We start from the raw sequence: 24046 nt of genomic DNA, 5'->3' as shown, positions 1-24046 counted from the left end.
CCGGGACGAAGGTAACGTCGCCACCCGTCGTCTGTCATGCCTGTATCGCCATACGGTCATGACAGTGCGGGACGGGTGCGGGGGAGGGTGGGGATCAGGCCGGTGGGAGGGGCGAGTGGTCCTGCTGACCCTCCTCGCGGGTGTCGCGCGAGTCACACACCGAGGTCCGGACCGAAAGGCGCGGTCCGGACCTCGTGGCGGCTCGGCGTCGGGCGTCCCTTCGGGTCAGCCGGGCACCGTCCAGGTGTCGCCCCCCGCGAGCAGGGCCGCGAGGTCACCCTTGCCCTCCCGCTCGACGGCGTTCTCCAGCTGGTCGCTCATGAGCGTGTCGTAGACCGGCCGCCGGACGGCGCGGAAGACCCCGATGGGGGTGTGGTGCAGGGTGGCCGGGTCGGCGAGCCGGGAGAGAGCGAAGGCCGTCGTGGGGGACGTCGCCCGAGCGTCGTGCACGAGGACCTCGGAACCGTTCTCCGGGGTGACCGTGACCACCTCCAGGTCCCCGGTGCGGTGATCGCGTACGACGCCTCGGGAACCGTCCGCCCCGAACAGGATCGGCCGGCTGTGTTCGAGTCGGATGACGGCGTCCTCGGCCCGTTGCCGGTCCTTGAGGGTCTCGAAGGCGCCGTCGTTGTAGATGTTGCAGTTCTGGTAGATCTCGACGAGGGCGGTGCCGGGGTGGTCCGCCGCCTGACGCAGGGTCTCGGTGAGGTGCTTGCGGTCGGAGTCGATCGTGCGGGCGACGAAGCCCGCCTCGGCGCCCAAGGCCAGGGAGACCGGGTTGAAGGGGGCGTCCAGGGAACCCATCGGCGTCGACTTGGTGATCTTGCCGCTCTCGGAGGTGGGCGAGTACTGCCCCTTGGTCAGCCCGTAGATACGGTTGTTGAAGAGCAGGATCTTGAGGTTGACATTGCGGCGCAGAGCGTGGATGAGGTGGTTCCCGCCGATCGACAGGGCGTCCCCGTCCCCGGTGACGACCCAGACGGACAGGTCGCGTCGGGAGACGGCCAGCCCGGTCGCGATGGCGGGGGCGCGTCCGTGGACGGAGTGCATCCCGTAGGTGTTCATGTAGTAGGGGAAGCGGGACGAGCAGCCGATGCCGGAGACGAACACGATGTTCTCCCTGGCCAGGCCGAGCTCCGGGAGAAAGCCCTGGACGGCGGCGAGCACGGCGTAGTCCCCGCAACCGGGACACCAGCGCACCTCCTGGTCGGACTTGAAGTCCTTCATCGTCTGCCGGCCCTCCGCTCGGGGGACCAGATGCAGCAGGGTGCCCGGGTCAGTCATCGATGGCCTCCTTCAGCGCCGCGGCGAGGTCCTCCGCCTTGAACGGCATGCCGTTGACCTGGTTGTGGGAGCGGACGTCGACCAGGTACCTGGCCCGGACGAGGGTGGCGAGCTGACCGAGGTTCATCTCGGGGACCACGACCTTGTCGTATCGGTCGAGGACCGCGCCGAGGTTGGACGGGAAGGGGTTGAGGTGCCGCAGGTGCGCCTGGGCCACCCGGCGACCGCCGGCCCGGACCCGTCGGACGGCCGCCGTCGCCGGCCCGTAGGTCGACCCCCAGCCCAGCAGCAGGGTGCGGGCGGCGCCGTCGGGGTCGTCCACCCGCAGATCGTCGACGTCGATGGTGTCGATCCTCGCCTGACGGGTGCGCACCATGTGCTCGTGGTTGGCCGGGTCGTAGGAGATCTCGCCCGAGCCGTCCCGCTTCTCGATCCCGCCGATCCGGTGCTCCAGTCCTGGGGTCCCGGGGACGGCCCACGGGCGCGCCAGTGTCCGCGGATCCCGCTTGTAGGGCCAGAACACCTCGCTGCCGTCCTCCAGGGTGTGGTTGGCCTTCTGGGCGAACCGCACCGTCAGGTCCGGCAGTTCGGTCAGGTCCGGGACGCGCCAGGGCTCGCTGCCGTTGGCCAGGTATCCGTCCGAGAGGAGGAAGACGGGGGTGCGGTGGACCAGCGCGATCCGCGCCGCCTCCAGAGCGGCGTCGAAGCAGTCCGCGGGCGTGCGGGCGGCGACCACGGGCACCGGTGCCTCGCCGTTGCGGCCGTACATCGCCTGCAGGAGGTCGGCCTGTTCGGTCTTGGTCGGCAGACCCGTCGACGGGCCGCCACGCTGGATGTCGACGATCAGGAGCGGCAGTTCCAGGGAGACCGCCAGCCCGACGGTCTCGCTCTTCAAGGCCACCCCGGGGCCGGACGTCGTCGTCACCGCGAGCGACCCGCCGAACGCCGCCCCGAGTGCCGCGCCGATGGCCGCGATCTCGTCCTCGGCCTGGAACGTGCGCACGCCGAAGTTCTTGTGCCGGGACAGTTCGTGCAGGATGTCCGAGGCGGGTGTGATCGGGTACGACCCCAGGAAGAGCGGAAGGTCCGCCTGCCGGCTCGCGGCGATCAGCCCGTAGGCCAGTGCCAGGTTGCCCGAGATGTTGCGATAGACACCCGGAGGGAACGCCTGGGCGGCGGGCGCGATCTCGTAGGAGACGGCGAAGTCCTCGGTCGTCTCGCCGAAGTTGAAGCCCGCCCGGAACGCCGCGATGTTCGCCTCGGCGATCTCCGGACGCTTGGCGAACTTCGTCCGGAGGAACTCCTCGGTCCCCTCCGTGGGCCGGTGGTACAGCCAGCTCAACAGGCCCAGCGCGAACATGTTCTTGCTGCGCTCGGCCTCCTTCCTGCTCAGGTCGAACCCCGCGAGGGCCTCCACCGTCAGGGTGGTCAGCGGCACCGGGTGGACCTGGTGGCCGTCCAGGGTCCCGTCCTCCAGGGGGGACACCCGATAGCCGACCTTCTGCAGTGCGCGCCGGGTGAACTCGTCCGTGTTGACAATGATCTCCGCACCGCGCGGCAGGTCGGGGAGGTTGGCCCGCAACGCGGCCGGGTTCATGGCGACCAGGACGTCGGGGGCGTCGCCGGGGGTCAGGATGTCGTGGTCGGCGAAGTGCAACTGGAAGGACGAGACACCCGGCAGTGTCCCGGCCGGGGCACGGATCTCCGCCGGGAAGTTCGGGAGCGTCGACAGGTCGTTGCCGAAGGACGCGGTCTCCGAGGTGAAGCGGTCGCCGGTGAGTTGCATGCCGTCGCCGGAGTCACCCGCGAACCGGATCACCACCCGGTCCAGTCGGCGGACGTCCTTGCCCTCCGCCGCGCCGCGCCGCTCTCCCTCGACGTCTTCGCCGACCTGCTCCGCTGGGCTGCTGACCTCACTGGTCACTACGTGGACCTCCCTCAAGGCGGCTGTCCGGGGCGTGGTCGCCCGCGGACCATCCCGGGATCAAGCCTACGTCCGGAGTGGTCGACGTCGGTTGGACATTCGCATCTTGAACGAGGTTCCTCCGCCGTCCGCCACGGCCGCCGCGGCCGGTGTCGGCCGGTCGTCCCACTCCACACCAGTGGGAACGACCCGTGCCCGAGCGGCGTTCGCGCTCTTCCGTTCGGGTGAGGAGTACGGCGTGGCGGGTTCGATCCCCGACCCTCGGTGTGCATCAGGGGTTCAGAACACCCCCACCGAGGCGCCGGCGTGTCAGGCAATGATCAGGGCCGTCACCTCCTGTCGTGTCGCACGGGAGACAACGGGAGACAACGGGGGACCTCAGATCACCCCCTGCGATCACCGCAGAGTACGGTCAGGAACGTACCCCCTGCCATCAGGGCGGTTGCCATCCCCCATGCCAGTCCGCTCTCCATACTTGCCCTGGGCCATTCCCACCACTGTGCTTCGGCTCCGCCCATGCCCGGGGTACCTAGCAGAAATGCAGGCACTGTCTGGACAAGAGGGAGCAGCCAAGAGAGCCTGAAACCGAGGATAGCGGCGGAAACCCCCGCCAGCCCCGTGAACCCCAGCAAGTTCCTGAGAGCAAGTGGGAGCGTGTCCAGATCGCCTGAGACCAGAAGCGCGGCGCACGCCAGGAGCACCGCGATTCCGAATGCCCCAGCCAGGTGCAGTGCTCGTACCCGGCGTCGGGGCAAGGCCGCGGCCTTGGAGAAGTCCCCCATCCCGTCGATGGTCGAGACCGGCACTCCGATAGCCAGCAACAGCGGCATGAAGGCTGCGCCAGAGGCGGGAACGGGCTCTGCACCACCCATGTTCGGGAAGAGGACAGCCTGCCCGCCCCACCAGGTGAGCACGACGGCACAGGCGACCATGAACGCGAAGGATCGCAGGCCGTGGTGCGATCTGATGTGGCTACTGAGGGGTGAGAAGCCGCGCTCACCAGTCAGCACGACGCCCCCGCCTCTGCCGCCCACCGCTTCGCGTGGACGGCTTGCTCTCCACTCGGCAGGTTCAGGACACCACGTACGTCCGACTGCCAAGTCGTGTCCCCTGAGTAGTCGTACGCGGGCAGTTTGTCCGAGCCCGTGGCGCGTGCTTCCAGCCACGCCTCAAGGCGAAGCCCCGCGTACATCCTCTGTTCCGTCTTGGCCTCTGGTTCGGCCTCACACCACGTCTTGTGCGGGGCCGTCATCTCAAGAAGGACGGTGTGCAGCAGGTCACGCTGCCCGTGGTCCAGGGTGAAGCCACCCGACCCGGTTCTCCCCAGCCCTTGCTCCGCGTAGCGCTGTGGGGGAGGGAGAACTCCCTGCGCGGCGCCGGCCACCTTCTGCGCCGCCGCGACGGCTTCGGGAAGGCGCTTCGCGTGTTCAGGCCATACGCAAACCGAGCTTCCGCCGCCGGGCACACACACGGGTTCTGCCGCCTGGCGAGGCTCGAGCAAGGCGCTGCTGTTGCCCGGCATGGCGAAGAGACAGACCAGCGTCGCAAGTGAGAGGACCCCCCCTGCGCCGGCCGCTCCCTTCATACGCGCGTCACGACTCAACAGCGAACTGACGGTACACATGGCCGCGACGGCGAACGCGGTGACGGACAGTCGCCATGCCAGATGCGTTGCCGACAGACGAACGTCGATGGAGTGGTAGAAGACGACGTGGGCGAGCGGGGAGGATTGCGAGCTGAAGACGAGGCTGAACAGCAGGAACCCGCCGACCGCTGCGATCGCACCGGTGAAACGGTTGGGTAGCACTCGGCCGGTGAAGTAGCCAAGTGCGAGCGCGAAGAGGATCCCGGAGAGACCGAAGAGGACGTACTCGGGCCACGGCGCACCCGGGGCACCGGCTGTGACCATCCACGCGAGCGCGGTGCAGAGCAGATAGACAGCACTGAGCCACACGGCATCGGCGGTCAGGCGTGTCAGTTCGACCTGCGGCAGGGGGCGCGCGGCAAGGAGTGTGTCCGAGCCGCTACGCCGCATTTGGGACGCGCGGTGAGCGGCAAGACCCATTCCAGCGATCATCAGCGGCATGGCCGCTCTGGTTGCCGCGGCCGAGGTCTCCGGCCAGGACCCCTTCCAGTCACCGCCGACGAAGAAGACCATGGCGGCAGCCGCGACGATCAGGGGCAGTGCCGCCCAACGCATGGGAGTTCGGCGAAGCTCGACAACGAAGCCCGTCATGGCGCTCCGGCCATGTCCTGTGAGGGCGGAGCGCCCAGGGCCGAGGCATAGCCCCTCTCCAAAGGCGTATCACCGGGCGCATCAGCCGCGGCCAGCGTCTCCAGTTCGGCCGGCGCACCAACGAAGCGCAGGGTTCCCTGATACAACACACCGATACGCGAGCACGTGTGCGAGACGTCCTCCACGAGGTGAGTACTCAGGAGGACACAGCTGTCCTGGGCCAAGTCTCTTATGAGTTTCCTGAATCTGACCCTCTGATGCGGGTCGAGCCCTGTGGTGGGCTCGTCGAGGATCACCAGCCGCGGATGTCCGGCGATCGCCTGGGCGATACCAGCACGACGCAGCATGCCACCGGACAGCCTTCGGAGGGGTGTGCTCGCCTGATCAGCCAGTTCCACCCGCTCAATGGCCTCCTTCGCCGCCTCCGGGATGCGACGTCGTGGAACTTCGCGCAGCCAGGCACAGTGCCTCACGAAATCGGTCACCGTGAAGTCAGCGGGGTAGGCGAAGCTCTGCGGCAGGAACCCGATCTCTCGCCGGGCTGTCCGGAGCTCCTTGGCCGTGGCGAGCCCGAAGCCGAACAGGCGAACGCTGCCCGAAGTGGGTCGACTTACGGTGGCGAGGCTCCGCAGTAGCGTGCTCTTCCCAGCGCCGTTGGGACCGAGCAGACCGAAGGCTCCGGCCTCAAGTTCCAGACTGAGCCCCCGAATAACCGGTTTGCGCCTGTACCCTTGATGGAGGTCTTTCACTTCGAGTAGTGGCATGTGTGTTCCTCTTGACAGCGCTGGGGCGTACGTTCGCCACGCCCCAGCGCGCTCAGTCGGTGAGCGTCAGAGCAGCTCGACAACGACCTTCTCAATGCTCCACTTGCAGTCCGGCAGGTAGACCCGAACCGTCCCGGTCTTCTGGTCAGCCCGCTCCGAGTATCTGTCACCCTCCCAGTCGCACACGGCCTTCGCACGCCACTGGCCGGAGCCGGTGCACTCCGCGCAGCCGCCCGTGCTGCCGGCGCTGGTCTTGCAGGAAAGCGCCAAGGCGCCGGTCGTGCCAGCCGAAGCAGGCGTAGACCCGAACAGCAGGGTAGCGCTCGCAAGCGTGGCGCCCATACGCATGAAGATTTCCTCCCCCAAGCACGCAGAGCCCCTAAGGGGCCGTGCACCGGGTCGTTCCCGGCTCGCAGGTGACTGCATGCCACACTCACAGGCCCGAGGCTACCCACACATGATCTTGTCCGAAATTCGATCACTCAACTGCCCACATCCTGATCAACCCGCGGCACGCGCACGCGATGTGTGACCAGCGAGCACCCCTGTCGATCCTCTGGTTTCGTAGAGACCTCTCCTATACGGCCTGGCAGCTCTGGTCGCTCTTCTTGCGTGCTTCGGTGATGGTCCGTTCGAACTCTTCCGGCGGCGGGCCGCCGACCGCGCTGTGCCTGCGTCGCGGGTGGTAGAACCCGGTGATCCAGGTGGCGATCTTCAGGCGGACCTCGGTTCGGTGGCGAACAGGTGCCGGTGGATGTACTCGACCTTGATCAGCGAGTTGAACAACTTCGCGGCGGCTTTGTCCAGCGCCGTCCGCCGCGGCCGGTGTCGGCCGGTCGTCCCACTCCACACCAGTGGGAACGACCCGTGCCCGAGCGGCGTTCGCGCTCGTCCCTTCGGATGAGGAGTACGGCGTGGCGGGTTCGATCCCCCACCCTCGGTGTGCGCCCGGAGCCCGGTGCTCAGTAGCCGAGGTGGGCGAGGACCGCCAGGACCCTGCGGTGGGCTCCGGCGCTCGGGGGCAGTCCCAACTTGAGGAAGATGTTGCCGACGTGCTTCTCGACCGCACCCTGACCCACCACCAGGCGTGTGGCGATGGCCGCGTTGGTCCGTCCCTCCGCCATCAGTCCCAGGACCTCGCGTTCACGCGGCGTCAGTCCCGCCAGCGCGTCCTGTTTGCGGCTGCGCCCCAGCAACTGTGCCACCACCTCCGGGTCCAGCGCGGTGCCACCGCCCGCCACCCGCACCACCGCCTCCACGAAGTCGCGGACCTCGGCCACCCGGTCCTTGAGCAGGTAGCCCACCCCCCGCGTGGAACCCGCCAACAACTCGGTCGCGTAACGCTCCTCGACGTACTGGGAGAGCACCAGCACCCCCAGGTCCGGGTGCGCCCGACGCAGCCGCACCGCCGCCCGCACCCCTTCGTCGGTGTGGGTCGGCGGCATCCGCACGTCCGCCACGACGACGTCGGGGAGTTTCCCCCGTCCGTCCAGTTCGGCGACGGTCGCCAGCAGCCGCTCGCCGTCGCCGACACTCGCCACCACCTCGTGGCCGAGATCCGTCAGCAGCCGCGTCAACCCTTCCCTGAGCAGCACCGAGTCCTCGGCGATGACGACCCGTACCCCGTCCCCCATGATCCCGCTCCCCCCGGCCCGCGCGAGCCCGTCGCCCACGTCCCCGACGACCCCCAGCATCCCAGCCACCCCGGGGCCCGCCCCAGGGGGGCCACCTTCGTCGGCCGGCGCCTTGCCCGGCGACCTCGGGCTCACGCCCTCGAACGCGCTCCCAGCAGACCGCGCACCAGCAGGCGGTCCACCGTCGTGAAAGCCCGGACGAGGAGCGTCGCGAGAGCGGCGAGCAGCAGTCCCCCCACGGCGATCGCCGCTATCTCCCACGGGCCGTCCCAGCGGATCTCGTGGGTTCCGTCCGGATACGGCTGGACTCCCCCCTCGCCGACGAACACCGGGAAAACCCAGAACCAGAGCGGGTATGTCAGCATGGCCACCCCGCAGGTGCCGACCGTCACGGTCGCCACGAAGGAGACGAGCGTCAGGGGCGGGTGCAGCAGGGCGTAGAGCAGCGCCCGCCACGAGGCGCCGTCGCGGATCACCGCCGTCATCGACGCCGTCGCCCCCGAGCCCCGCCGCCGCGTCGGCTCGGGCGCGGCGATCCGGACCCCCAGCAGGGCGCGAGCCCGGGACCGCTCCAGCGCGCCGAGCCCCCGACAACCGGCGAGTCCGGCCGCCAGCAGGGGAAGTCCGAGGAACGTCGGGGCCAGACCCATCCCCACGGTCGAGAGGACGAAGCAGCACAGGAAGGCCACGCCGATCGGCGGACCCAGCAGCAGGTACCCGAACTCCCCGCCGCGCCGGCGCGCGCGGGACCGGTGGGCGCGATCGTGCGCCGCCCGCCCACCGGAGCCGGAGTGCGCGGAACCGGGCTCGGGGGCCCGTCGATCGTGTCCGAGGCCGGTGGCCATCGGTGTCCTCCCTCTCCTCGTCGCCTTGCGGGTCGCCCTGCGCCACCCGCCCGTGCCGGCCGCCGTCGCCCCACCGAGGAGCGCGGCGGCGTCCTGTGCCGAGGTCCGTCAAGGCCGGGAGGCTCGCTCCCGGCCCGCCCGCGAGTCCCGGTCCCGCCACGGCAACTCCGCCGTCACCGCCGTCGGTCCGCCCTCGGGAGAGTCGACGGCCAGCAGCCCGTCGACCGAGCCCAGGCGTTCGTCGAGCCCCGCCAGGCCCGTGCCCCCGGCGGGCCGCGCCCCTCCCCGGCCGTCGTCCCGGACCTGGATCAACAGCCGTCCCCCGACCCGCCACACCTCCACCGACGCCGTCTCGGCACCGCTGTGCCTGCCGACGTTCTGGAGCAACTCGCAGACCGTGAAGTAGGCGATGCCCTCGATGGCCTCGGCCGGTCTGCTCGGCAGGTCGATCCGCACGTCGACGGGGACGGGACAGCGCGCGGCGATCGAGGACAACGCGGCGTCCAACCCCCGGTCGGTGAGCACGGCCGGATGGATGCCGCGAGCCAGGTCCCGCAGCTCCCGCAGCGCCAGCTTCGCCTCGCTGTGCGCCTCGTCGACCAGCGCCGCCGCCGCCCCCGGGTCCTCCCGCAGCCTCTCGCGGGCCAGTCCGAGGCCCATCGCCAGATTGACCAGGCGCGCCTGTGCGCCGTCGTGCAGGTCGCGTTCGATGCGCCGCAGGTCGGCGGCCGCGGTGTCCACCACCACACCCCGGTCCGACTCCAGCTCGGCGATCCGGCGTTCGAGCGCGTCGGAGGGGCAGAGCAGCCACCTCACCATCATCCGGTCCACGTTGGTGAGGGCCCGAGCGACGAACGGCAGCGCAGGCCACAACACGAGCAGCGACGCCACCGTCACGCCGAAGGCGAGAACCGCCCACGGCCCCCGGACGAAGTGGTACAACACCGCGCGCCAGGCGACCGGGTCGGACAGCGCCATCCACATCGGGCGGCCGAAGCCCGTCCATCCGCGCGCCGGCAGCGGGGTCGGCTCCCTCACCCACACCCCGAGCAGCGCTCGCGCCCGCGCTCGCTCCCATTCCCCCAACCTGCGCGCCCCCAGGAGCCCCGCGGCGAGCGGGGGGAGCCCGACGGCCGTCACCGCCAGCACCGGCCCGGTCAGCAGCACCGTCGCGACGTAGGCGAAACCGACCAGCGCCACCGGCAGGTTCGCCAGCAGGTGGGCCACCTCCTTCCAGGTGCGCCGGTCGTAGGCGAGGCGGACCGGCGGCGGGCGGTCCGCGTCCGCTCCGCGGCCCGGGATCGGACGGGCCGGCGACATCGGGGGTTCGGTCATGCCGCCCAGCCTGCCGGTGTCCGGCCGTTCGGCGCCATCGGGCGGCCCCACCGGGTCTCCCTGGGGCAAACCCCACCCCGGCTCGAACGCCCCGGGTCCCGGGCGGCGCGCCCGGGACCCGGCGCGGCATCGTTCCCCGACGGGCGGAGGCGACCGGAAGCGGCACTAGACTCCCGTGCGTACGGAACGCCGAGCGCCCGGGAGGCCGACGGCGTGCGCGCCGGCGTGGCGCGCGACCGGGGCACGGCCGGGGCGCGCGGTCCGGACCCGACCGTGAGCGAAGATCAGGAACGAGGGGCGGACGTGCCGGAACCGACCGTCGTGGCCACGACGTCCGTGGCCGCCGACTACTTCGCGTCCTACTCGGTCGTCGGCCTGCTCGCCGTCGTCGGGGCGCTGTTCGTCGCCGGGGCGTTCGGCGCCGCCCGGTTGCTGCGACCCGTCGTGCCCACCCCGGAGAAGCTCCTGACCTACGAGTGCGGCGTCGATCCGGTGGGGGAGGGCTGGGCCCACACCCAGGTCCGGTACTACGTCTACGCGTTCCTCTACGTGATCTTCGCGATCGATTCCGTCTTCCTGTTCCCCTGGGCGACGGTCTTCGCCGACCCCGCCTACGGCGCCACGACGCTCGTGGAGATGTTCGTCTTCCTGGGCTTCCTGGCCGTCGGCCTGTTGTACGCGTACAAGAAGGGCGTCCTGACGTGGACGTGAATCCCGACTCCCCGGGCCTCGGTCGTGGGCCCGGGCCGGAACGGCCGGCCGGACCGGTGTGGGCGCGACCGGCGGGCGACCCGCTGCCGGAGTCGCGGCCCGGACCGGTGCCGGTGGCGGCGCCCGGCCGGCTCGGCGCGCTGGCCCGGCTGGCTCCCGAGCCGATGAAGGTCGTCCTGAACTGGGGTCGGCGCTACTCCCTCTGGGTGTTCAACTTCGGTCTGGCCTGCTGCGCCATCGAGTTCATCGCCGCCTCCATGGCCCGTCACGACTTCATCCGGCTCGGCGTCATCCCCTTCGCCCCCGGCCCGCGCCAGGCCGACCTGATGGTCGTGTCGGGCACGGTGACGGACAAGATGGCACCCGCGGTGAAGCGCCTCTACGAGCAGATGCCCGAGCCGAAGTACGTGATCTCCTTCGGTGCCTGCTCCAACTGCGGCGGCCCCTACTGGGACTCCTACTCCGTCACCAAGGGCGTCGACCAGATCATCCCCGTCGACGTCTACGTCCCGGGCTGCCCCCCGCGTCCCGAGGCGCTGCTCCAGGGGATCCTGAAGCTCCAGGAGCGGATCGCCGGGGAGTCGCTGCCGGAGCGGTACGGGGTCGACGCCCCCTCCCGACCCTCGCCGGCCGAGTTGCGGAGCGACCCGGTGGCGCCGCCCCGGACGTCGCCGAGACGACCCGACACCCCCGGCGAGGGCGCGGACGGAGAGGGCCGATGACCCCGGTCGGTTGGCTGCCCGCCGGAGCCGAGGAACTCTTCGGCTCCGGGGCGCGCGCCGAGGAGGCCTACGACGTGCTGACCGTCGACGTGCCGCCCGTCGAGTGGGTCGGCGCCCTGCGCACCGCGCGGGATCGGCTGGGCTGTTCCTACTTCGACTGGCTGAGCGCGGTCGACGAGCCCGGCGACGGATTCCGGGTCGCCGCCCACGTGGTGGCCCTGTCGCCGGTGCGTCGCCTGCTGCTGCGGACGACCGTCCCGCACGTCTCCCCGGTCCTGGCGTCGGCGGTGGACGTCTACGCGGGCGCGGCCTGGCACGAGCGCGAGACCCACGAGATGTTCGGCGTCGACTTCCGGGGCCATCCGGGGCTGGACCACCTGCTGCTGCCCGACGGCTTCGAAGGTCACCCGCTGCGCAAGGACTTCGTCCTGGCCGCCCGGGTGGCCAAGGCGTGGCCCGGGGCGAAGGAGCCGGGGGAGTCATCCGCCGGCACGGGCCGAGCCGGTCGACGCCGTCCCGTGCTGCCGCCCGGCGTACCCGACCCCCGCGAGTGGGGTCCGCTGCGGGAAGCCCCCCCGGCCGCCCCCGCCGACGCCCCGGCGCTCCCGACCGACGCCGGCGCCGTAGCCGAACCGGACGACAGCGGGGACAGCGGGGACAGCGGGCGGCGCGGGCCCGAATCGAACCGCCCGGCGAGGCGCGACAGGACCGGCCGGCCGGCCCCCGGCCCGGCCCCCGACCCTCCTGGTCCGAAGACTCCCGGGGCGGCGGGACCGGGGACTTCCGGGACGTCCGGCGCGGCCGCCCCCCGAGCGCGACGGAACAGGAGCGCCGCCGGGGGCTCAGCCTCGCAACGAGCCGCGTCCGAAGCCCGCCCCGCCGGCCCCCGGCGGTCCCGCCGCGCCTCGGAGGGCTCGGCGAGCCGCCGCGCCTCGGCGCCGGGACCGGCGGCACCGGAGCCGGGTTCCGGCAACGGCACGGGACCCGGCACGGGATCCGGGTCCGGCACGGGCGGGAGCGCGGAGGAGCGTCCGGCGAGGCCCGAGGGGGAGCCCGGGGCGCGCCGAACGCCGCCAGGCGGCGGGGACGCGGCGCCTCCCGTCGCCTCCGATGCCCCCTGGCATCACGCCGTTCCCGCCTTCGAGGAGAACGCCTTCGAGGAGACGTCGGGACCGACGGACCGCCGGCGCGGGGCGCCCACCCGCGACTCCGACGCTCCGGACGGCCCGGAGGCCGAGGAGCGGGTGGATCGACCGAACCCGGCGGACGGGCCGGAGTCGGGGGATCCACCGGAGGCGGAAGGCCGACGGGGGCCGGCCGGCCGGGGGGAGTCGGACGACCGGTCCGAGGCCGAGGAGCGTTCCGGGACGGACGACCGGCCGGAGCCGGGCGGGGGGACCCGATGACCGCCGTACTCGACGCCGCCCCGCGAATCCTGGCCGTCTTCGCCGCGTTCCTCGTCCTTCCGCTGCTCGTCGGCCAGGCCGAGCACAAGGTGATGGCGCACATGCAGGGCCGGCTGGGCCCGATGCGCGCCGGTGGCTTCCACGGCTGGGCGCAGCTCGTCGCCGACGGCGTCAAGTTCGCCCAGAAGGAGGACGTGGTGCCGGCGGGAGCCGATCGCGTGGTCTTCCGGATGGCGCCGGCGGTGGCGTTGCTGCCGTACCTGTTGGTGCTGTCGGTCATCCCGGTGGGTCCGGGGGAGGGGGCCGTCGGCCAGGTGGTCGACGCCGGGATCTTCTTCGTCCTCGCCGTCATGGCCGTCGCCGTCCTCGGCTCGCTCATGGCCGGTTGGGCCTCGGGAAACAAGTTCTCCCTGCTCGGAGGAGTCCGCACCGCCGCCCAACTGCTGGCCTACGAACTGCCGATGCTGCTGGCCGCCGCGTCCGTGGCGATGGCGGCGGGCACCGTCTCGCTGGTGGGCATCCTGGACGCCTTCGCGTGGTGGTGGCTTCCCTGGCAGATCGTGGGCGCGGGGGTCTTCTTCGTCGCCGGCCTCGCGGAGTTGCAGCGTCCCCCGTTCGACATGCCGGTGGCGGACTCGGAGATCGTCTTCGGTGCCTACACCGAGTACACCGGGCTGCGTTTCGCCTTCTTCCTCCTCGCCGAGTACGCCGGGATCGTCGTCCTGTGCGGCCTGACCGCGGTGCTGTTCCTCGGCGGTTGGCACGGCCCCTGGGGCGCCGAGGGGCTGGGCTGGGTGTGGACGCTGCTCAAGACCGCCCTGCTCGTCTTCGTGGTGATCTGGTCGCGGGTCACCCACCCCAGGTTGCGGGAGGACCAGTTGCAGAGACTCGCGTGGACCGTGCTCGTTCCCCTCGCGCTCGCCCAGATCGCCCTCACCGGCGTCGTCAAGGTGGTGATCAGCGGGTGAGCCGCGTACCCGGTTCCGGTCTGGCCAAGGGTCTGGCCGTCACCCTCCGCACGATGACGAGGCGCGCCGTCACCGAGCGGTATCCCGAGGTCCAGCCCTCGTTGCCGCCCCGTACCCGGGGCGTGATCGGGCTGTTCGAGGAGAACTGCACCGTCTGCATGCTGTGCGCCCGGGAGTGCCCGGACTGGTGCGTCTACATCGACTCCCACAAGGAGACCCTCCCCCCGGCGACCCCCGGGGGCAGGGAGCGCAGCCGCAACGTCCTGGACCGCTTCGCCATCGATTTCGCCCTCTGCATGTACTGCGGCATCTGCATCGAGGTCTGTCCGTTCGACGCCCTGTTCTGGTCCCCCGAGTTCGAGTACGCGGAGACGGACATCCGGGACCTCACCCACGAGCGGGACCGGCTCCGTGAGTGGATGTGGACCGTCCCCGCGCCGCCCGCCCTCGATCCGGGGGCGGAGGAGGCGAAGGAACTCGCCGCCGCCCGACGGAGCGTGGACAAGCCGAACCGTGCCGGGTCCTCCGGCGCGTCGGGGCGGCGGCCGGAGGACGGGGGGTGAGCGTCCCGGCGGCCGTCGGCGTCCCCGCGCCTGCCTCCGGCCACGTCGTCCTCCCGGTGGCCGCGGAGTCAGCCGGCTTCCTCTCCCCGACCGGTGTCGAGATCGCCTTCCTGATGGTCGGTCTGGTCACCCTCGGTGCCGCCGTCCTGACCGTCACCACCCGTAGGCTTGTCCACGCCGCGTTGTGGCTGGTGGTCGCCCTGGGCGGCCTGGCTGTCGAGTACCTGCTGCTCACCGCCGAGTTCATCGCGTGGGTGCAGGTCCTCGTCTACGTCGGGTCGGTCGTCGTGCTGTTGCTGTTCGGGCTGATGCTCACCCGGGCGCCGATCGGCCCCTCGCCCGACGCGGACTCGGGCAACCGGGTGGCCGCGCTCGCCGTCGCCCTCGCCTCCGCCGCCGTCCTGGTCTGGGTGGTCGTCGACGCCTTCCGGACGACCTGGATCGACCTCGGGGGGCCGCCCGCCGGATCCACCGGGGTGACGGGCGCCGGCCTCTTCCGGTACTGGGTGTTGCCCTTCGAGGCCCTCTCCGTGCTCCTGTTGGCCGCTCTGGTCGGCGCGATCGTGTTGTCCCGGAGGCCGGGTGCGTCCGACCGGGCGGCGGACAGTGCCTCCGCCCGCCGGGCGGGCGGCCCGTCCGCCGAGGAGCGCGACGGGCGGGGCGGAGCCGGCTGATGCACCTCGCCTACCCCGCGGTCCTGTCCGCGCTCCTCTTCTGTGTCGGGCTGTACGGGGTCCTCGCCCGCCGCAACGCGATCCTCGTGCTGATGTCCGTGGAGCTGATGCTCAGCGCCGTCAACCTCAACCTGGTCGCCTTCGACGTGTGGCTCGGCCGCGCGGCCGTGGACACCCTCCGCTCGGGGCAGGTCCTGACCCTGTTCACGATCGCCGTGGCCGCGGCGGAGATCGGCATCGGACTGGCGATCGTCCTGGCCGTCCACCGGGCCCGGGGCGGCTCCGGCATCGACGGGTCGCGCGCCACCGCCGAGCCCGCCCACCCGGGGGAGACGGGAGCGGGCGGTCCGGCCGGTCCGAGCCCGTCCACCGGGCCCGACGAGAGGACCGAGGCCACCCCGTGACCACCATCAGCCTCGCTGTCCTCGTGCCGCTGCTGCCCTTCCTCGGCGCCGTGGTCGCGCTCTTCTCGGGAGGTCGGGCCCCCGGCTTCGCCCGCCCGCTCGCGGTGCTGCCCACGCTCGCCGCCCTCGCCCTGGCCGTGGCGGTCGCCGCCCGGCAGGGGGGAGGCGCGACGCTCGCGGCGGCCACCGAACTGACACCCACCGGGTCGATCCCGATCGAGCTCGCCCTGTACGTCGACGGGTTCGCCGCCCTCGTGGCCGTCCTGGTCGCCTTCGTGGCCACCGCCGTGCAGGTCTACTCGACCGGCTACCTCGCGGGCGACCCGCGCTACCCCTCCTACGCGGCGCTGATCTCGCTGTTCACCTCCGCCATGCTCCTCGTCGTCTACTCCGGCGACCTGATGCTGCTCCTGGTCGGATGGGAGGTGATGGGCATCTGCTCCTACTTCCTGATCGGCCATCACTGGGAGACGTCGCGGGCCCGTTCGGCCGCGCCGAAGGCCTTCCTGGTCACCAAGCTCGGCGACGTCCCCTTCCTGATCGGTCTGTTCGCGCTGGCCACCGACACCGGGTCCTTCGCCCTGCGCCGAATCCTGGACACCGTGGCGGCCGGCGACCTCGACCACCCGACTCCCATCGCGCTGCTGCTCCTGGCCGGCGTCGCCGGGAAGTCGGCCCAGTTCCCGCTGCACACCTGGCTCCCCGACGCGATGGCCGGCCCCACCCCGGTCTCCGCGCTCATCCACGCCGCCACGATGGTCGCCGCCGGCGTCTACCTCGTCGCCAGGCTCCTCCCGGTCTTCACCGCCTCCGGAGCCGCGATGATCGTCCTCGCCGTCATGGCCTCGGTGACGATGGTGGGCTCGGGGCTCGCCGCGCTCGCCCAGGACGACGTCAAACGCGTCCTCGCCTACTCCACCATGGGCCAACTCGGCTACATGGTCGGCGCCCTGGCCGTCGCGGACCGGGGGGCGGCCGTCTTCCACCTCCTCGCCCACGGGGCCTTCAAGGCCCTGCTGTTCCTCGCCGCCGGGGTGCTCGCCCTCGCCGTCGGCACCCACTCGTTGGCCGCCATGTCCGGGATGCGCGGGGTGCGTCACCGGGTGCCCGACGCCTTCTGGACGATGACGATCGCGCTGCTCGCGCTCGCCGCCGTCCCCCCATTCAGCGGGTTCTTCTCCAAGGAGTCCGTCCTGGGAACCGCCGAGCGGGCCGTCTCCGGCCACATCGCGGGCGTGCCCGCCGCGTCCGGTGGGCTCATCCTGGTTTCCGGTGTCCTCGCGGCGCTGCTCACCGGCGCCTACGCCACGCGCCTGTGGCTGCTCGCCTTCCGAGGCGACGGACCGGAGGCCCCCGACCGTGTCCGGCGACCGGTCGTGCTCGACGCCGTACTGTGGGCGCTGGCCGTGCCTTCGCTCGCCTTCGGCGGGATCGCCTTCCGGGTGATCCCCGAGTGGTTCGACGGCGGCGAGTTGGCCCCCACGCTCACCACCTCCGTGCTGGGCACCGGGGTCGCCCTCGCCGGCGGCCTCCTCACCTGGGGCGCCTGGCTGCACACCCGAGCCGCTCGCCACCGCGCCTCGCCTCTCCCACCCGAGCCGAGGGCGACGGACCCCGGCGCCGTCCTGCTGGGCCCGCTGTACCGACACGCGGCCCTCGGCTTCCACCTCGACCGCGTGTACACAAGGCTCTTCGTCCGCCCCATCCTGGCGGGGGCGACCCTTGTGCGGTTTCTCGACCGGGAGGTCGTCGACACCTACGTACGAGGCGCCGGCGCCCTGCCCCGACTGCTCGGCGCCGCCGCCCGCCGGGCCCAGACCGGCAACGTCCAGACCTACCTGACCGCGCTGCTCGCCGGCACCGTCGTGCTCGCGGTCGCCGCCGTCCTCGCCGCCACGGGAGCGTGAGCCGACGTGATCGACATCAGCGAGTCCGTGATGGTGCTCCTCTTGGCGTTCGTCGTCCTGGCACCGCTCCTCGGATCCGTCGCCGCCCTGCTGCCCGCACCGCCGGGGCTGAGGGGCGCCTCCCCCGAACAAGCCGTACTGCGCCACGGCGTCACCGTCACCGGGGCCGTCCTCGCCGCCGCCGTCGTCCTGGCCCTCGGCTTCGACCACGGCCGGTCCGGCAGCACCCAGGCCACGATCGACATCGGCTGGATCCCCGCCCTCGATGTGCGCCTCCACCTCGGCGTCGACGGCGTCTCCCTCCCGCTGCTGCTCCTCACCGCCCTGCTGACCTTCCTCTGCGCCCTCCACTCCGCGCGCGAGAAGCCCCGGGTCCACGGCCCGCGGGGCTTCGTCGCCCTGCTGCTCCTGCTGGAGACCGGGACCCTGGCCACCTTCGCCGCGCTCGACCTGCTGCTGTTCTTCCTCGCCTTCGAGACCGTGCTCGTCCCGATGTACTTCCTCATCGCCCGTTGGGGCGGCGCCGAACGGTCGGCCGCCGCCTGGAAGTTCCTGCTCTACACGCTCCTCGGTTCCGTCGTCATGCTCCTGGGCCTGCTGCTGATCGGGCTCGGCGCCGGCACGTTCGACATGGTGGCGCTCGCCGCCGACAACGGCCGCTCGCTGACCACGACCACCCAGATCACCGCCGTCCTCGCGATCGGAATCGGTCTCGCCGTCAAGGCCCCGATGTGGCCGTTGCACAGCTGGCTGCCCGACGCCCACACCGCCGCCCCGACCGTCGGCTCCGTCCTGCTGGCCGGCGTCCTGCTGAAGATGGGGACCTACGGCCTCGTCCGCGTCGCCCTGCCGATCGCCCCGGACGGCTTCCGCGTCTTCGCGCCCTACCTCGCCGCGTTCGCCGTCGTGGGAATCGTCTACGGCTCACTGGCGTGTCTCGCCCTCGCCAGGACCGGAGCCGGCGGCGACCTGAAACGCCTCATCGCCTACTCCTCCGTAGGCCACATCGGCTTCGTCCTGCTCGGCATCGCCACCATGACTCCCACCGGCGTCAACGGCGCGCTCTTCGCCAACGTCGCCCACGGCCTCGTCACCGGCCTGCTGTTCTTCCTCGTCGGCGCCGTCGGGGAACGCGCCGGTGGCACCGACCTCGACACCCTCGCCGAGCGGGGCGGCGCCGCGCTGTACGGGAGGGCGCCCCGGCTCGGCGCGCTGCTGGCGTTCGCCGCGGTCGCCTCGCTCGGACTCCCCGGACTCGCCGGCTTCTGGGGCGAGATGTTGGCCCTCTTCGGTGCCTTCGACCCGGCGCCCGGCCTGAACCGGCCCGCCTACCTCGCCTTCACCGCCGTCGGAGCCTTCGGCACCCTGCTGACCGCGGCCTACCTGCTGATCGTGGTCCGCCGCGTCTGCATGGGCCCCACCGAGGGGCGCGGCCCCCGCCTGCCCGACGCGCGAGGATACGAACTCGCCGCCTGGAGCCCGCTGGTCGCCCTCGTCGTGCTCGTCGGACTCTGGCCCCGCGCCCTCCTCGGCCTGACCGACCCCGCCGTCCAGCGACTCCTCCTGGGAGGCGGCCGATGAACTCCCCGCCCGAGCCACTGGCCCAGAGCCTCGTCCAGTCCGTCGACTGGCTCACCATCGCCCCGCCCACCCTGGTGGCGTTCGTCGCCCTCGGCGTCCTCCTCGCCGACCTCTTCCTCCCGGCCCGTGACAAGGCGCTCCTCGGCTGGTTCTCCGTCGGCGGACTCGGCACCGCACTGCTCACCCTCCCCTTCCTGGCCGACGGCGAGCGGCGCACCTTCTGCCTCAGCCGCGAGCCGGACCTGTGCGCCTACGTCGCGGACCCCTTCGCCCTGGTCACACAACTCCTGGTGCTGGGCGGCGCCCTGGTCGCCGCACTCCTCTCCGTCACCCGGCGGGGCCAGGACCGTCACCCCGCGCCCCAGGGCGAGTACTGGTTCCTGCTGCTCTCCTCGGCGGCGGGCGCCGCCCTGCTGCCCGCCGCCCGCGACCTCGCCACCCTCGTCGTCGCCCTGGAGGTCGTCTCCCTGCCCGCCTTCGCCCTGGTCGGGATGCGGCACGGCGACCGGCGCTCCGCCGAGGCCGCCCTCACGTTCTTCCTGTCGTCCGTCACCGCCACCGCCGTCACCCTGATGGGCGTCAGCTTCCTCTACGCCGCCACCGGCACCCTCTTCCTCGACGACCTCGCCCGCCGCGTCCCGACCGCGGACGGACAACTCGGCACCCTCGTCCACGTCGGGGTCGTCATCACACTCGTCGGGTTCGCCTTCAAGACGGCCGTCGCGCCCTTCCACTTCTGGGTCCCCGACACCTACGTCGGGGCGCCGCTGCCCGTGGCCGCCTACCTCTCCGTCACCGGCAAGGCCGCCGGTCTCGCCGGGCTGATCCTGGTCACCGTCGTCGCCCTGCCCTCCCAAGGCGACGTCTGGGGGCCCGCGCTGGCCGCGCTGGCCGCGCTCACCATGACCGTCGGCAACACCGGGGCGCTCCGCCAGTCGGTCGCGCGCCCCTCCGGCGCGGTCCGCCTGCTCGCCTGGTCCTCCGTCGGCCAGGCCGGCTACCTCCTGGTGCCGATCGCCGCCGCCGCGTACACCGAGGAGCCCGGACCCGCCGTCGGCGCCACGCTCGCCTACGCCCTGATCTACGCGACGGCGAACCTCGGGGCGTTCACCGTGGCCGCATGGGTCGGGCGTGCCCGCGCCGACAACCGGCTGGTCGACTACCGGGGCCTGTATGCCACCCACCCCCTGACCGCGCTGCTCCTGGCCTTCTTCCTGCTCTGCCTCGCCGGTCTGCCCCCCGGGATCGTCGGTGTGTTCGGCAAGGTCGTCGTCTTCGCGGCGGCCGTGGACGCGGGGTCGGGTTGGCTGGCCGGCATCATGGCCGCCAACGTGGTGATCGCGATGTACTACTACCTCCGGTGGGCCGCCCTGCTGTTCCGAGGGCCCGCCCAGGTGGCGCGGGAGCACCGATGGAGTCCGCCGCTCGCCCTGGCCCTGGCCGTCACCGCGCTTCTCGCCCTCGCCCTGTCCCTCGCGCCCCAACCGCTGCTGCGCCTCACCGACGCCGGCCTCTTCTGAACCGCCCCCCGTCGTGCCCCACGCGGCACCGGGCGCGGGGGCACGCCACGGGTGCGGCCATCCGCGGGGCCCCGTCCCTCCCGACCCGCCCGGGAACCGAGCCCCACCGCCCGGCGTTGACCCTCATGGGAGGGACCCAGTGGACGGACACCGCGGCACCGCCGGCGCCGACCGCGCACGGGTGGCCCCGACGAACCACGGCCAGTGAGCGGAAGGGTCCCCTCCGCCGCACCACAGGGAGGGCGCACCGTGCACCGCCGGCACAACGGGTTGAGGACAGCCGTCCTCCTCGGAGGACTGTCCGCGCTCATCATCGTCATCGGCGGGCTCTTCGGCCGCACCGGTCTCGTCGTCGCCGTCCTCGTCGCCCTCGGGACGAACTCCTACGCCTACTGGAACAGCGACAAGCTCGCCCTCCGTGCGATGCGCGCGCGACCGGTGAGCGAGTTCGAGGCCCCCACCCTGTACCGCATCGTCCGCGAGCTCTCCACCCAGGCCCGCCGACCCATGCCCCGCCTGTACATCTCCCCGACCCAGGCCCCCAACGCCTTCGCCACCGGGCGCAACCCGCGCAACGCGGCGGTGTGCTGCACCGACGGCATCCTGCGCCTACTCGACGAACGGGAGTTGCGCGGCGTCATCGGTCACGAGTTGAGCCACGTCCACAACCGGGACATCCTGATCTCCTCCGTCGCCGGCGCCCTCGCGTCCGTGATCATGTTCCTGGTGAACTTCGCCTGGCTGATACCGATCGGCCGCACGGACGACGACGAGGGTCCCGGCCTGATCGGCATGGTGCTCGTCATGATCCTCGGCCCGCTCGCGGCGTCGCTCGTCCAGCTCGCCATCAGCCGCTCTCGCGAGTACGAGGCCGACGCCTCCGGTGCCCGCCTCACCGGCGACCCCCTCGCCCTCGCGCGTGCCCTGCGTAAGCTGGAGGCGGGCACCCGACAACTGCCTCTGCCCCCGGAGCCCCGCATCGAGACGGCGAGCCACATGATGATCGCGAATCCCTTCCGCCCAGGTCAGGGAATGTCCAGGATGTTCGCCACGCACCCGCCGATGGCGGAACGCATCGCCCGACTCGAAGAGATGGCAGGTGGCCACCGATGAAGACCATCCTGAACGTCATCTGGCTCGTCCTGAGCGGCTTCTGGCTGTTCCTCGCGTACGTGACCGCCGGCCTGCTGCTCTGCCTCACGATCATCGGCATCCCCTTCGGCATCGCCGCCTTCCGGATCGGTGTCTACGCACTGTGGCCGTTCGGCTACACCACGATCGAGCGGCGCGACGCCGGGGCGCCGTCCTGCGTCGGCAACGTGCTCTGGCTGGTGCTCGCCGGCTGGTGGCTGGCGCTGGGACACGTCGTGACCGGGCTCGCGCTCTGCGTGACGATCATCGGCATCCCGCTGGGCATCGCCAACTTCAAGCTCATCCCGGTCTCCCTGCTCCCGCTGGGCCGGGAGATCGTCCGCACGGACCAGCCCTTCGCGGGGTTCTGAGCGGCGCTCTCGTGGACCCGTTCCGGGCCCGGCGTCGCTATGGGCGGGGCTGTGCGGCGCCGTTCGACGGCTCGCGTCCCGGGCGCGACGGGTCCCGGGCCGGCGGCTTCCGGCCCCCACGGGCCGTCCTCCACCGTCTCCCCGCGCCACTCCCGGGGGTCACCCTCGCCCCAGGCGTCCGTCCTCGCCGGTGGGGTTCGACCCTGCCCTCGGCGACCGCGCCCGGCGATCACTTCCTCCGACCGGGCATCGGCCCGTCCCTCCGCACCCGGCGCCCGGGTCGAGCCGGGACGCCGAGGTGCCGCCTCTCGCCGCCCTCGCCCCGTCCGCCTCCGTGCCTCACCCTCCGGACCATCTGGCGAGGCGCCGGCGCACCCCGTACACGGACACGCCCGCCAGCAGCACCACCGACCCGGCCACGACCGACGCCGTCGGCAGCGAGAAGGCCAGCGTCCCGCATCCGAGCAGGCCCACGAACGGAAGCAGCCGCGCCCGGGGGGCCGGGTCCAGTGTCCAGGCCGACGCGTTCGCCACCGCGTAGTACACCAGCACGCCGAAGGACGAGAACCCGATGGCGCCCCGCAGGTCCACCGTGGCGGCGAGCACCGCCACCACCACGCCGACGGCCACCTCCGCCCGGTGCGGCACCGCGAAGCGCGGATGCACCGCCGCCAGTCCCCGGGGCAGGTGACGGTCCCGGGCCATGGCCAGCGTCGTCCGGGAGACTCCGAGGATCAGCGCCAGCAGGGAGCCGAGGGCCGCCACCGCCGCCCCCGCCCGGACCACCGGGGCCAGCCAGGGGACCCCGGCCGCGCGGACCGCGTCGGCCAGCGGGGCCGTCGCCTCGCCGAGACCGCTCGTCCCCAACACCGAGAGCGCCGCCAGGACGACACACCCGTAGACCACCAGGGCGATCCCCAGCGCCAGCGGGATCGCCCTGGGGATGGTGCGCGCCGGGTCCCGGACCTCCTCGCCCAGGGTGGCGATCCGCGCGTACCCGGCGAACGCGAAGAACAGCAGGCCCGCGGCCTGCAACACCCCGCTGTCCAGACCGCCGCCCCAGTCGGGACGGCCGACGTCCGACCGGTCCGAACTCGCCGAGGCGACGACCACCGCCGCCAGGACGGCCAGTGTCACGGCCACGATGGCCCGGGTCAGCGACGCCGACTTGGCGACCCCGCCGTAGTTCACCGCGGTCAGCACGACGACCGTCGCCACGGCCACCGCGTGCGCGCGCTCCGGCCAGAGGTAGGCGCCCACGGTGAGTGCCATCGCGGCGCACGACGCCGTCTTGCCGACGATGAACGCCCAGCCGGCCAGGTATCCCCAGAACGCCCCGAGTCGCTCGCGACCGTGGACGTAGGCGCCGCCGGAGGCCGGGTGGCGCGCGGCCAGCCGCGCCGAGGAGACCGCGTTGCAGTACGCGACCAGGGCGGCCAGGGCGAGCGCGGCCGGCAGCGCGGAACCGGCCGCGCGAACGGCGGGCCCGGGCGCCGCGAAGATGCCCGCGCCGATCATCGAGCCGAGTCCGATGACCACGGCGTCACCGAGTCCCAGCGTCCGACGCAGCTCCGGGCCGGCGGCAGAAGTCATGGCCGGCAGCCTACTGTTCGAGGGAACCACCGGATACGGTCATACCGTCCTTTAAGGGTGAGACGGCGTGGGGGGCGCGGTCGAGAACAGGTACGCCGCGAGAAGGGCACGCGCATGACCGTCCTCAGTTGGATCATTCTGGGACTGCTGGCCGGAGGCATCGCCAAGCTCCTGCTGCCCGGACGCGACCCCGGGGGACTCGTCGTCACCACCCTGATCGGGATCGCCGGCGCCTCCGTCGGAGGGTGGATCTCCGCCCACTGGCTGGACCGTCCGATCACCAAGGACTTCTACGACGGCGCCACCTGGGTGGCGGCGATAGGCGGATCGCTCGTCCTGCTCATCGCCTACCGCCTGCTCTTCGGCCACTCCCGTCGCTGAGCGCGGCCCCGTCCCGGCGTCCCGCGCGGGGGCACCCGCCGACACGGCACGACCGTTCACCGCTCCGGCCACCGGCCCGGCCTCTCCAAAAC

24 protein-coding genes are annotated in these 24046 nt (G+C 72.2%); 13 read left to right on the top strand and 11 right to left on the bottom strand.

The window, feature by feature from the left end:
• Positions 1 to 225 precede the first annotated feature (225 nt).
• The 10 genes from JEK78_RS08485 to JEK78_RS08440 form a co-directional block, all read right to left on the bottom strand.
• Positions 226 to 1284 carry a 2-oxoacid:ferredoxin oxidoreductase subunit beta gene (locus JEK78_RS08485; protein ID WP_200263494.1) on the bottom strand — a complete coding sequence of 353 codons (1059 nt, stop codon included), beginning with the start codon at positions 1282 to 1284 and terminating at the stop codon, positions 226 to 228.
• Positions 1277 to 3208, bottom strand: a complete 1932-nt coding sequence (locus tag JEK78_RS08480; RefSeq protein ID WP_200263493.1) for a 2-oxoacid:acceptor oxidoreductase subunit alpha — start codon at positions 3206 to 3208, stop codon at positions 1277 to 1279. Before JEK78_RS08480 ends, JEK78_RS08485 begins: the two co-directional genes overlap by 8 nt.
• A gap of 383 nt (positions 3209 to 3591) precedes the next feature.
• Positions 3592 to 4218 carry a hypothetical protein gene (locus JEK78_RS08475; RefSeq protein WP_242483304.1) on the bottom strand — a complete coding sequence of 209 codons (627 nt, stop codon included), beginning with the start codon at positions 4216 to 4218 and terminating at the stop codon, positions 3592 to 3594.
• The gene (locus tag JEK78_RS08470; RefSeq protein WP_242483303.1) at positions 4212 to 5444 is read right to left on the bottom strand and encodes an ABC transporter permease; all 1233 of its coding nucleotides are present in this window, start codon (positions 5442 to 5444) and stop codon (positions 4212 to 4214) included. Before JEK78_RS08470 ends, JEK78_RS08475 begins: the two co-directional genes overlap by 7 nt.
• Positions 5441 to 6208: an ATP-binding cassette domain-containing protein gene (locus tag JEK78_RS08465; protein WP_200263492.1), complete on the bottom strand. Its 768-nt coding sequence runs from the start codon at positions 6206 to 6208 to the stop codon at positions 5441 to 5443. Before JEK78_RS08465 ends, JEK78_RS08470 begins: the two co-directional genes overlap by 4 nt.
• Positions 6209 to 6274: 66 nt before the next feature.
• Positions 6275 to 6478, bottom strand: a complete 204-nt coding sequence (locus JEK78_RS08460; RefSeq protein WP_242483302.1) for a hypothetical protein — start codon at positions 6476 to 6478, stop codon at positions 6275 to 6277.
• Between the two features lie 444 nt (positions 6479 to 6922).
• Positions 6923 to 7060, bottom strand: coding sequence for a hypothetical protein (locus JEK78_RS08455; protein ID WP_200263490.1), 138 nt, complete (start codon positions 7058 to 7060; stop codon positions 6923 to 6925).
• A 110-nt stretch (positions 7061 to 7170) separates the two neighbouring features.
• Positions 7171 to 7842, bottom strand: coding sequence for a response regulator transcription factor (locus JEK78_RS08450; protein WP_200264047.1), 672 nt, complete (start codon positions 7840 to 7842; stop codon positions 7171 to 7173).
• Between the two features lie 131 nt (positions 7843 to 7973).
• On the bottom strand, positions 7974 to 8687 hold the full coding sequence (locus tag JEK78_RS08445) for a sensor domain-containing protein (RefSeq protein ID WP_200263489.1): 714 nt from the start codon (positions 8685 to 8687) through the stop codon (positions 7974 to 7976).
• Between the two features lie 108 nt (positions 8688 to 8795).
• On the bottom strand, positions 8796 to 10022 hold the full coding sequence (locus JEK78_RS08440; RefSeq protein ID WP_200263488.1) for a sensor histidine kinase: 1227 nt from the start codon (positions 10020 to 10022) through the stop codon (positions 8796 to 8798).
• Positions 10023 to 10325: 303 nt separating this feature from the next.
• Between JEK78_RS08440 and JEK78_RS08435 the strand changes: the two genes are divergently transcribed.
• From JEK78_RS08435 to JEK78_RS08380, 12 genes are all read left to right on the top strand, one after another.
• The gene (locus JEK78_RS08435) at positions 10326 to 10733 is read left to right on the top strand and encodes an NADH-quinone oxidoreductase subunit A (protein ID WP_200264046.1); all 408 of its coding nucleotides are present in this window, start codon (positions 10326 to 10328) and stop codon (positions 10731 to 10733) included.
• Positions 10734 to 10816: 83 nt separating this feature from the next.
• Entirely contained in the window at positions 10817 to 11455 is a 639-nt protein-coding gene (locus tag JEK78_RS08430) for an NADH-quinone oxidoreductase subunit B (protein WP_200264045.1), read from the top strand.
• Positions 11452 to 12861: an NADH-quinone oxidoreductase subunit C gene (locus JEK78_RS08425; RefSeq protein WP_200263487.1), complete on the top strand. Its 1410-nt coding sequence runs from the start codon at positions 11452 to 11454 to the stop codon at positions 12859 to 12861. The genes JEK78_RS08430 and JEK78_RS08425 overlap by 4 nt, the downstream gene beginning before the upstream one ends.
• Positions 12858 to 13829 carry a complex I subunit 1 family protein gene (locus JEK78_RS08420; protein ID WP_200263486.1) on the top strand — a complete coding sequence of 324 codons (972 nt, stop codon included), beginning with the start codon at positions 12858 to 12860 and terminating at the stop codon, positions 13827 to 13829. Before JEK78_RS08425 ends, JEK78_RS08420 begins: the two co-directional genes overlap by 4 nt.
• Positions 13826 to 14392: an NADH-quinone oxidoreductase subunit I gene (locus JEK78_RS08415; RefSeq protein ID WP_200263485.1), complete on the top strand. Its 567-nt coding sequence runs from the start codon at positions 13826 to 13828 to the stop codon at positions 14390 to 14392. The genes JEK78_RS08420 and JEK78_RS08415 overlap by 4 nt, the downstream gene beginning before the upstream one ends.
• A 56-nt stretch (positions 14393 to 14448) precedes the next feature.
• On the top strand, positions 14449 to 15066 hold the full coding sequence (locus tag JEK78_RS08410) for an NADH-quinone oxidoreductase subunit J (protein ID WP_242483382.1): 618 nt from the start codon (positions 14449 to 14451) through the stop codon (positions 15064 to 15066).
• Positions 15066 to 15470 (top strand): NADH-quinone oxidoreductase subunit NuoK, encoded by a 405-nt coding sequence (nuoK, locus tag JEK78_RS08405; RefSeq protein WP_200263484.1) that lies wholly within the window; start codon positions 15066 to 15068, stop codon positions 15468 to 15470. Before JEK78_RS08410 ends, nuoK begins: the two co-directional genes overlap by 1 nt.
• Positions 15467 to 17377, top strand: a complete 1911-nt coding sequence (locus JEK78_RS08400) for an NADH-quinone oxidoreductase subunit L (protein ID WP_200263483.1) — start codon at positions 15467 to 15469, stop codon at positions 17375 to 17377. Before nuoK ends, JEK78_RS08400 begins: the two co-directional genes overlap by 4 nt.
• A gap of 6 nt (positions 17378 to 17383) precedes the next feature.
• A complete protein-coding gene (locus JEK78_RS08395; RefSeq protein ID WP_200263482.1) occupies positions 17384 to 18958 on the top strand; it encodes an NADH-quinone oxidoreductase subunit M in 1575 nt (524 codons plus the stop codon).
• The gene (locus tag JEK78_RS08390; protein WP_200263481.1) at positions 18955 to 20478 is read left to right on the top strand and encodes an NADH-quinone oxidoreductase subunit N; all 1524 of its coding nucleotides are present in this window, start codon (positions 18955 to 18957) and stop codon (positions 20476 to 20478) included. The genes JEK78_RS08395 and JEK78_RS08390 overlap by 4 nt, the downstream gene beginning before the upstream one ends.
• 249 nt (positions 20479 to 20727) lie before the next feature.
• Entirely contained in the window at positions 20728 to 21591 is an 864-nt protein-coding gene (gene htpX, locus JEK78_RS08385; protein ID WP_200263480.1) for a zinc metalloprotease HtpX, read from the top strand.
• Positions 21588 to 21980, top strand: a complete 393-nt coding sequence (locus tag JEK78_RS08380; protein WP_200263479.1) for a YccF domain-containing protein — start codon at positions 21588 to 21590, stop codon at positions 21978 to 21980. Before htpX ends, JEK78_RS08380 begins: the two co-directional genes overlap by 4 nt.
• A 339-nt stretch (positions 21981 to 22319) precedes the next feature.
• On the opposite strand, the gene JEK78_RS08375 is transcribed toward JEK78_RS08380, so the two are convergent.
• The gene (locus tag JEK78_RS08375) at positions 22320 to 23573 is read right to left on the bottom strand and encodes an APC family permease (protein WP_200263478.1); all 1254 of its coding nucleotides are present in this window, start codon (positions 23571 to 23573) and stop codon (positions 22320 to 22322) included.
• Between the two features lie 114 nt (positions 23574 to 23687).
• On the opposite strand from JEK78_RS08375, the gene JEK78_RS08370 reads away from it, so the two are divergent.
• Positions 23688 to 23954, top strand: a complete 267-nt coding sequence (locus JEK78_RS08370; protein WP_200263477.1) for a GlsB/YeaQ/YmgE family stress response membrane protein — start codon at positions 23688 to 23690, stop codon at positions 23952 to 23954.
• The last annotated feature ends 92 nt before the right edge of the window (positions 23955 to 24046 follow it).

The sequence above is a fragment of the Streptomyces sp. HSG2 genome, from assembly GCF_016598575.1.
Lineage (GTDB): Bacteria > Actinomycetota > Actinomycetes > Streptomycetales > Streptomycetaceae > Streptomyces.
This window is presented reverse-complemented; position numbering and strand designations above follow the sequence as displayed.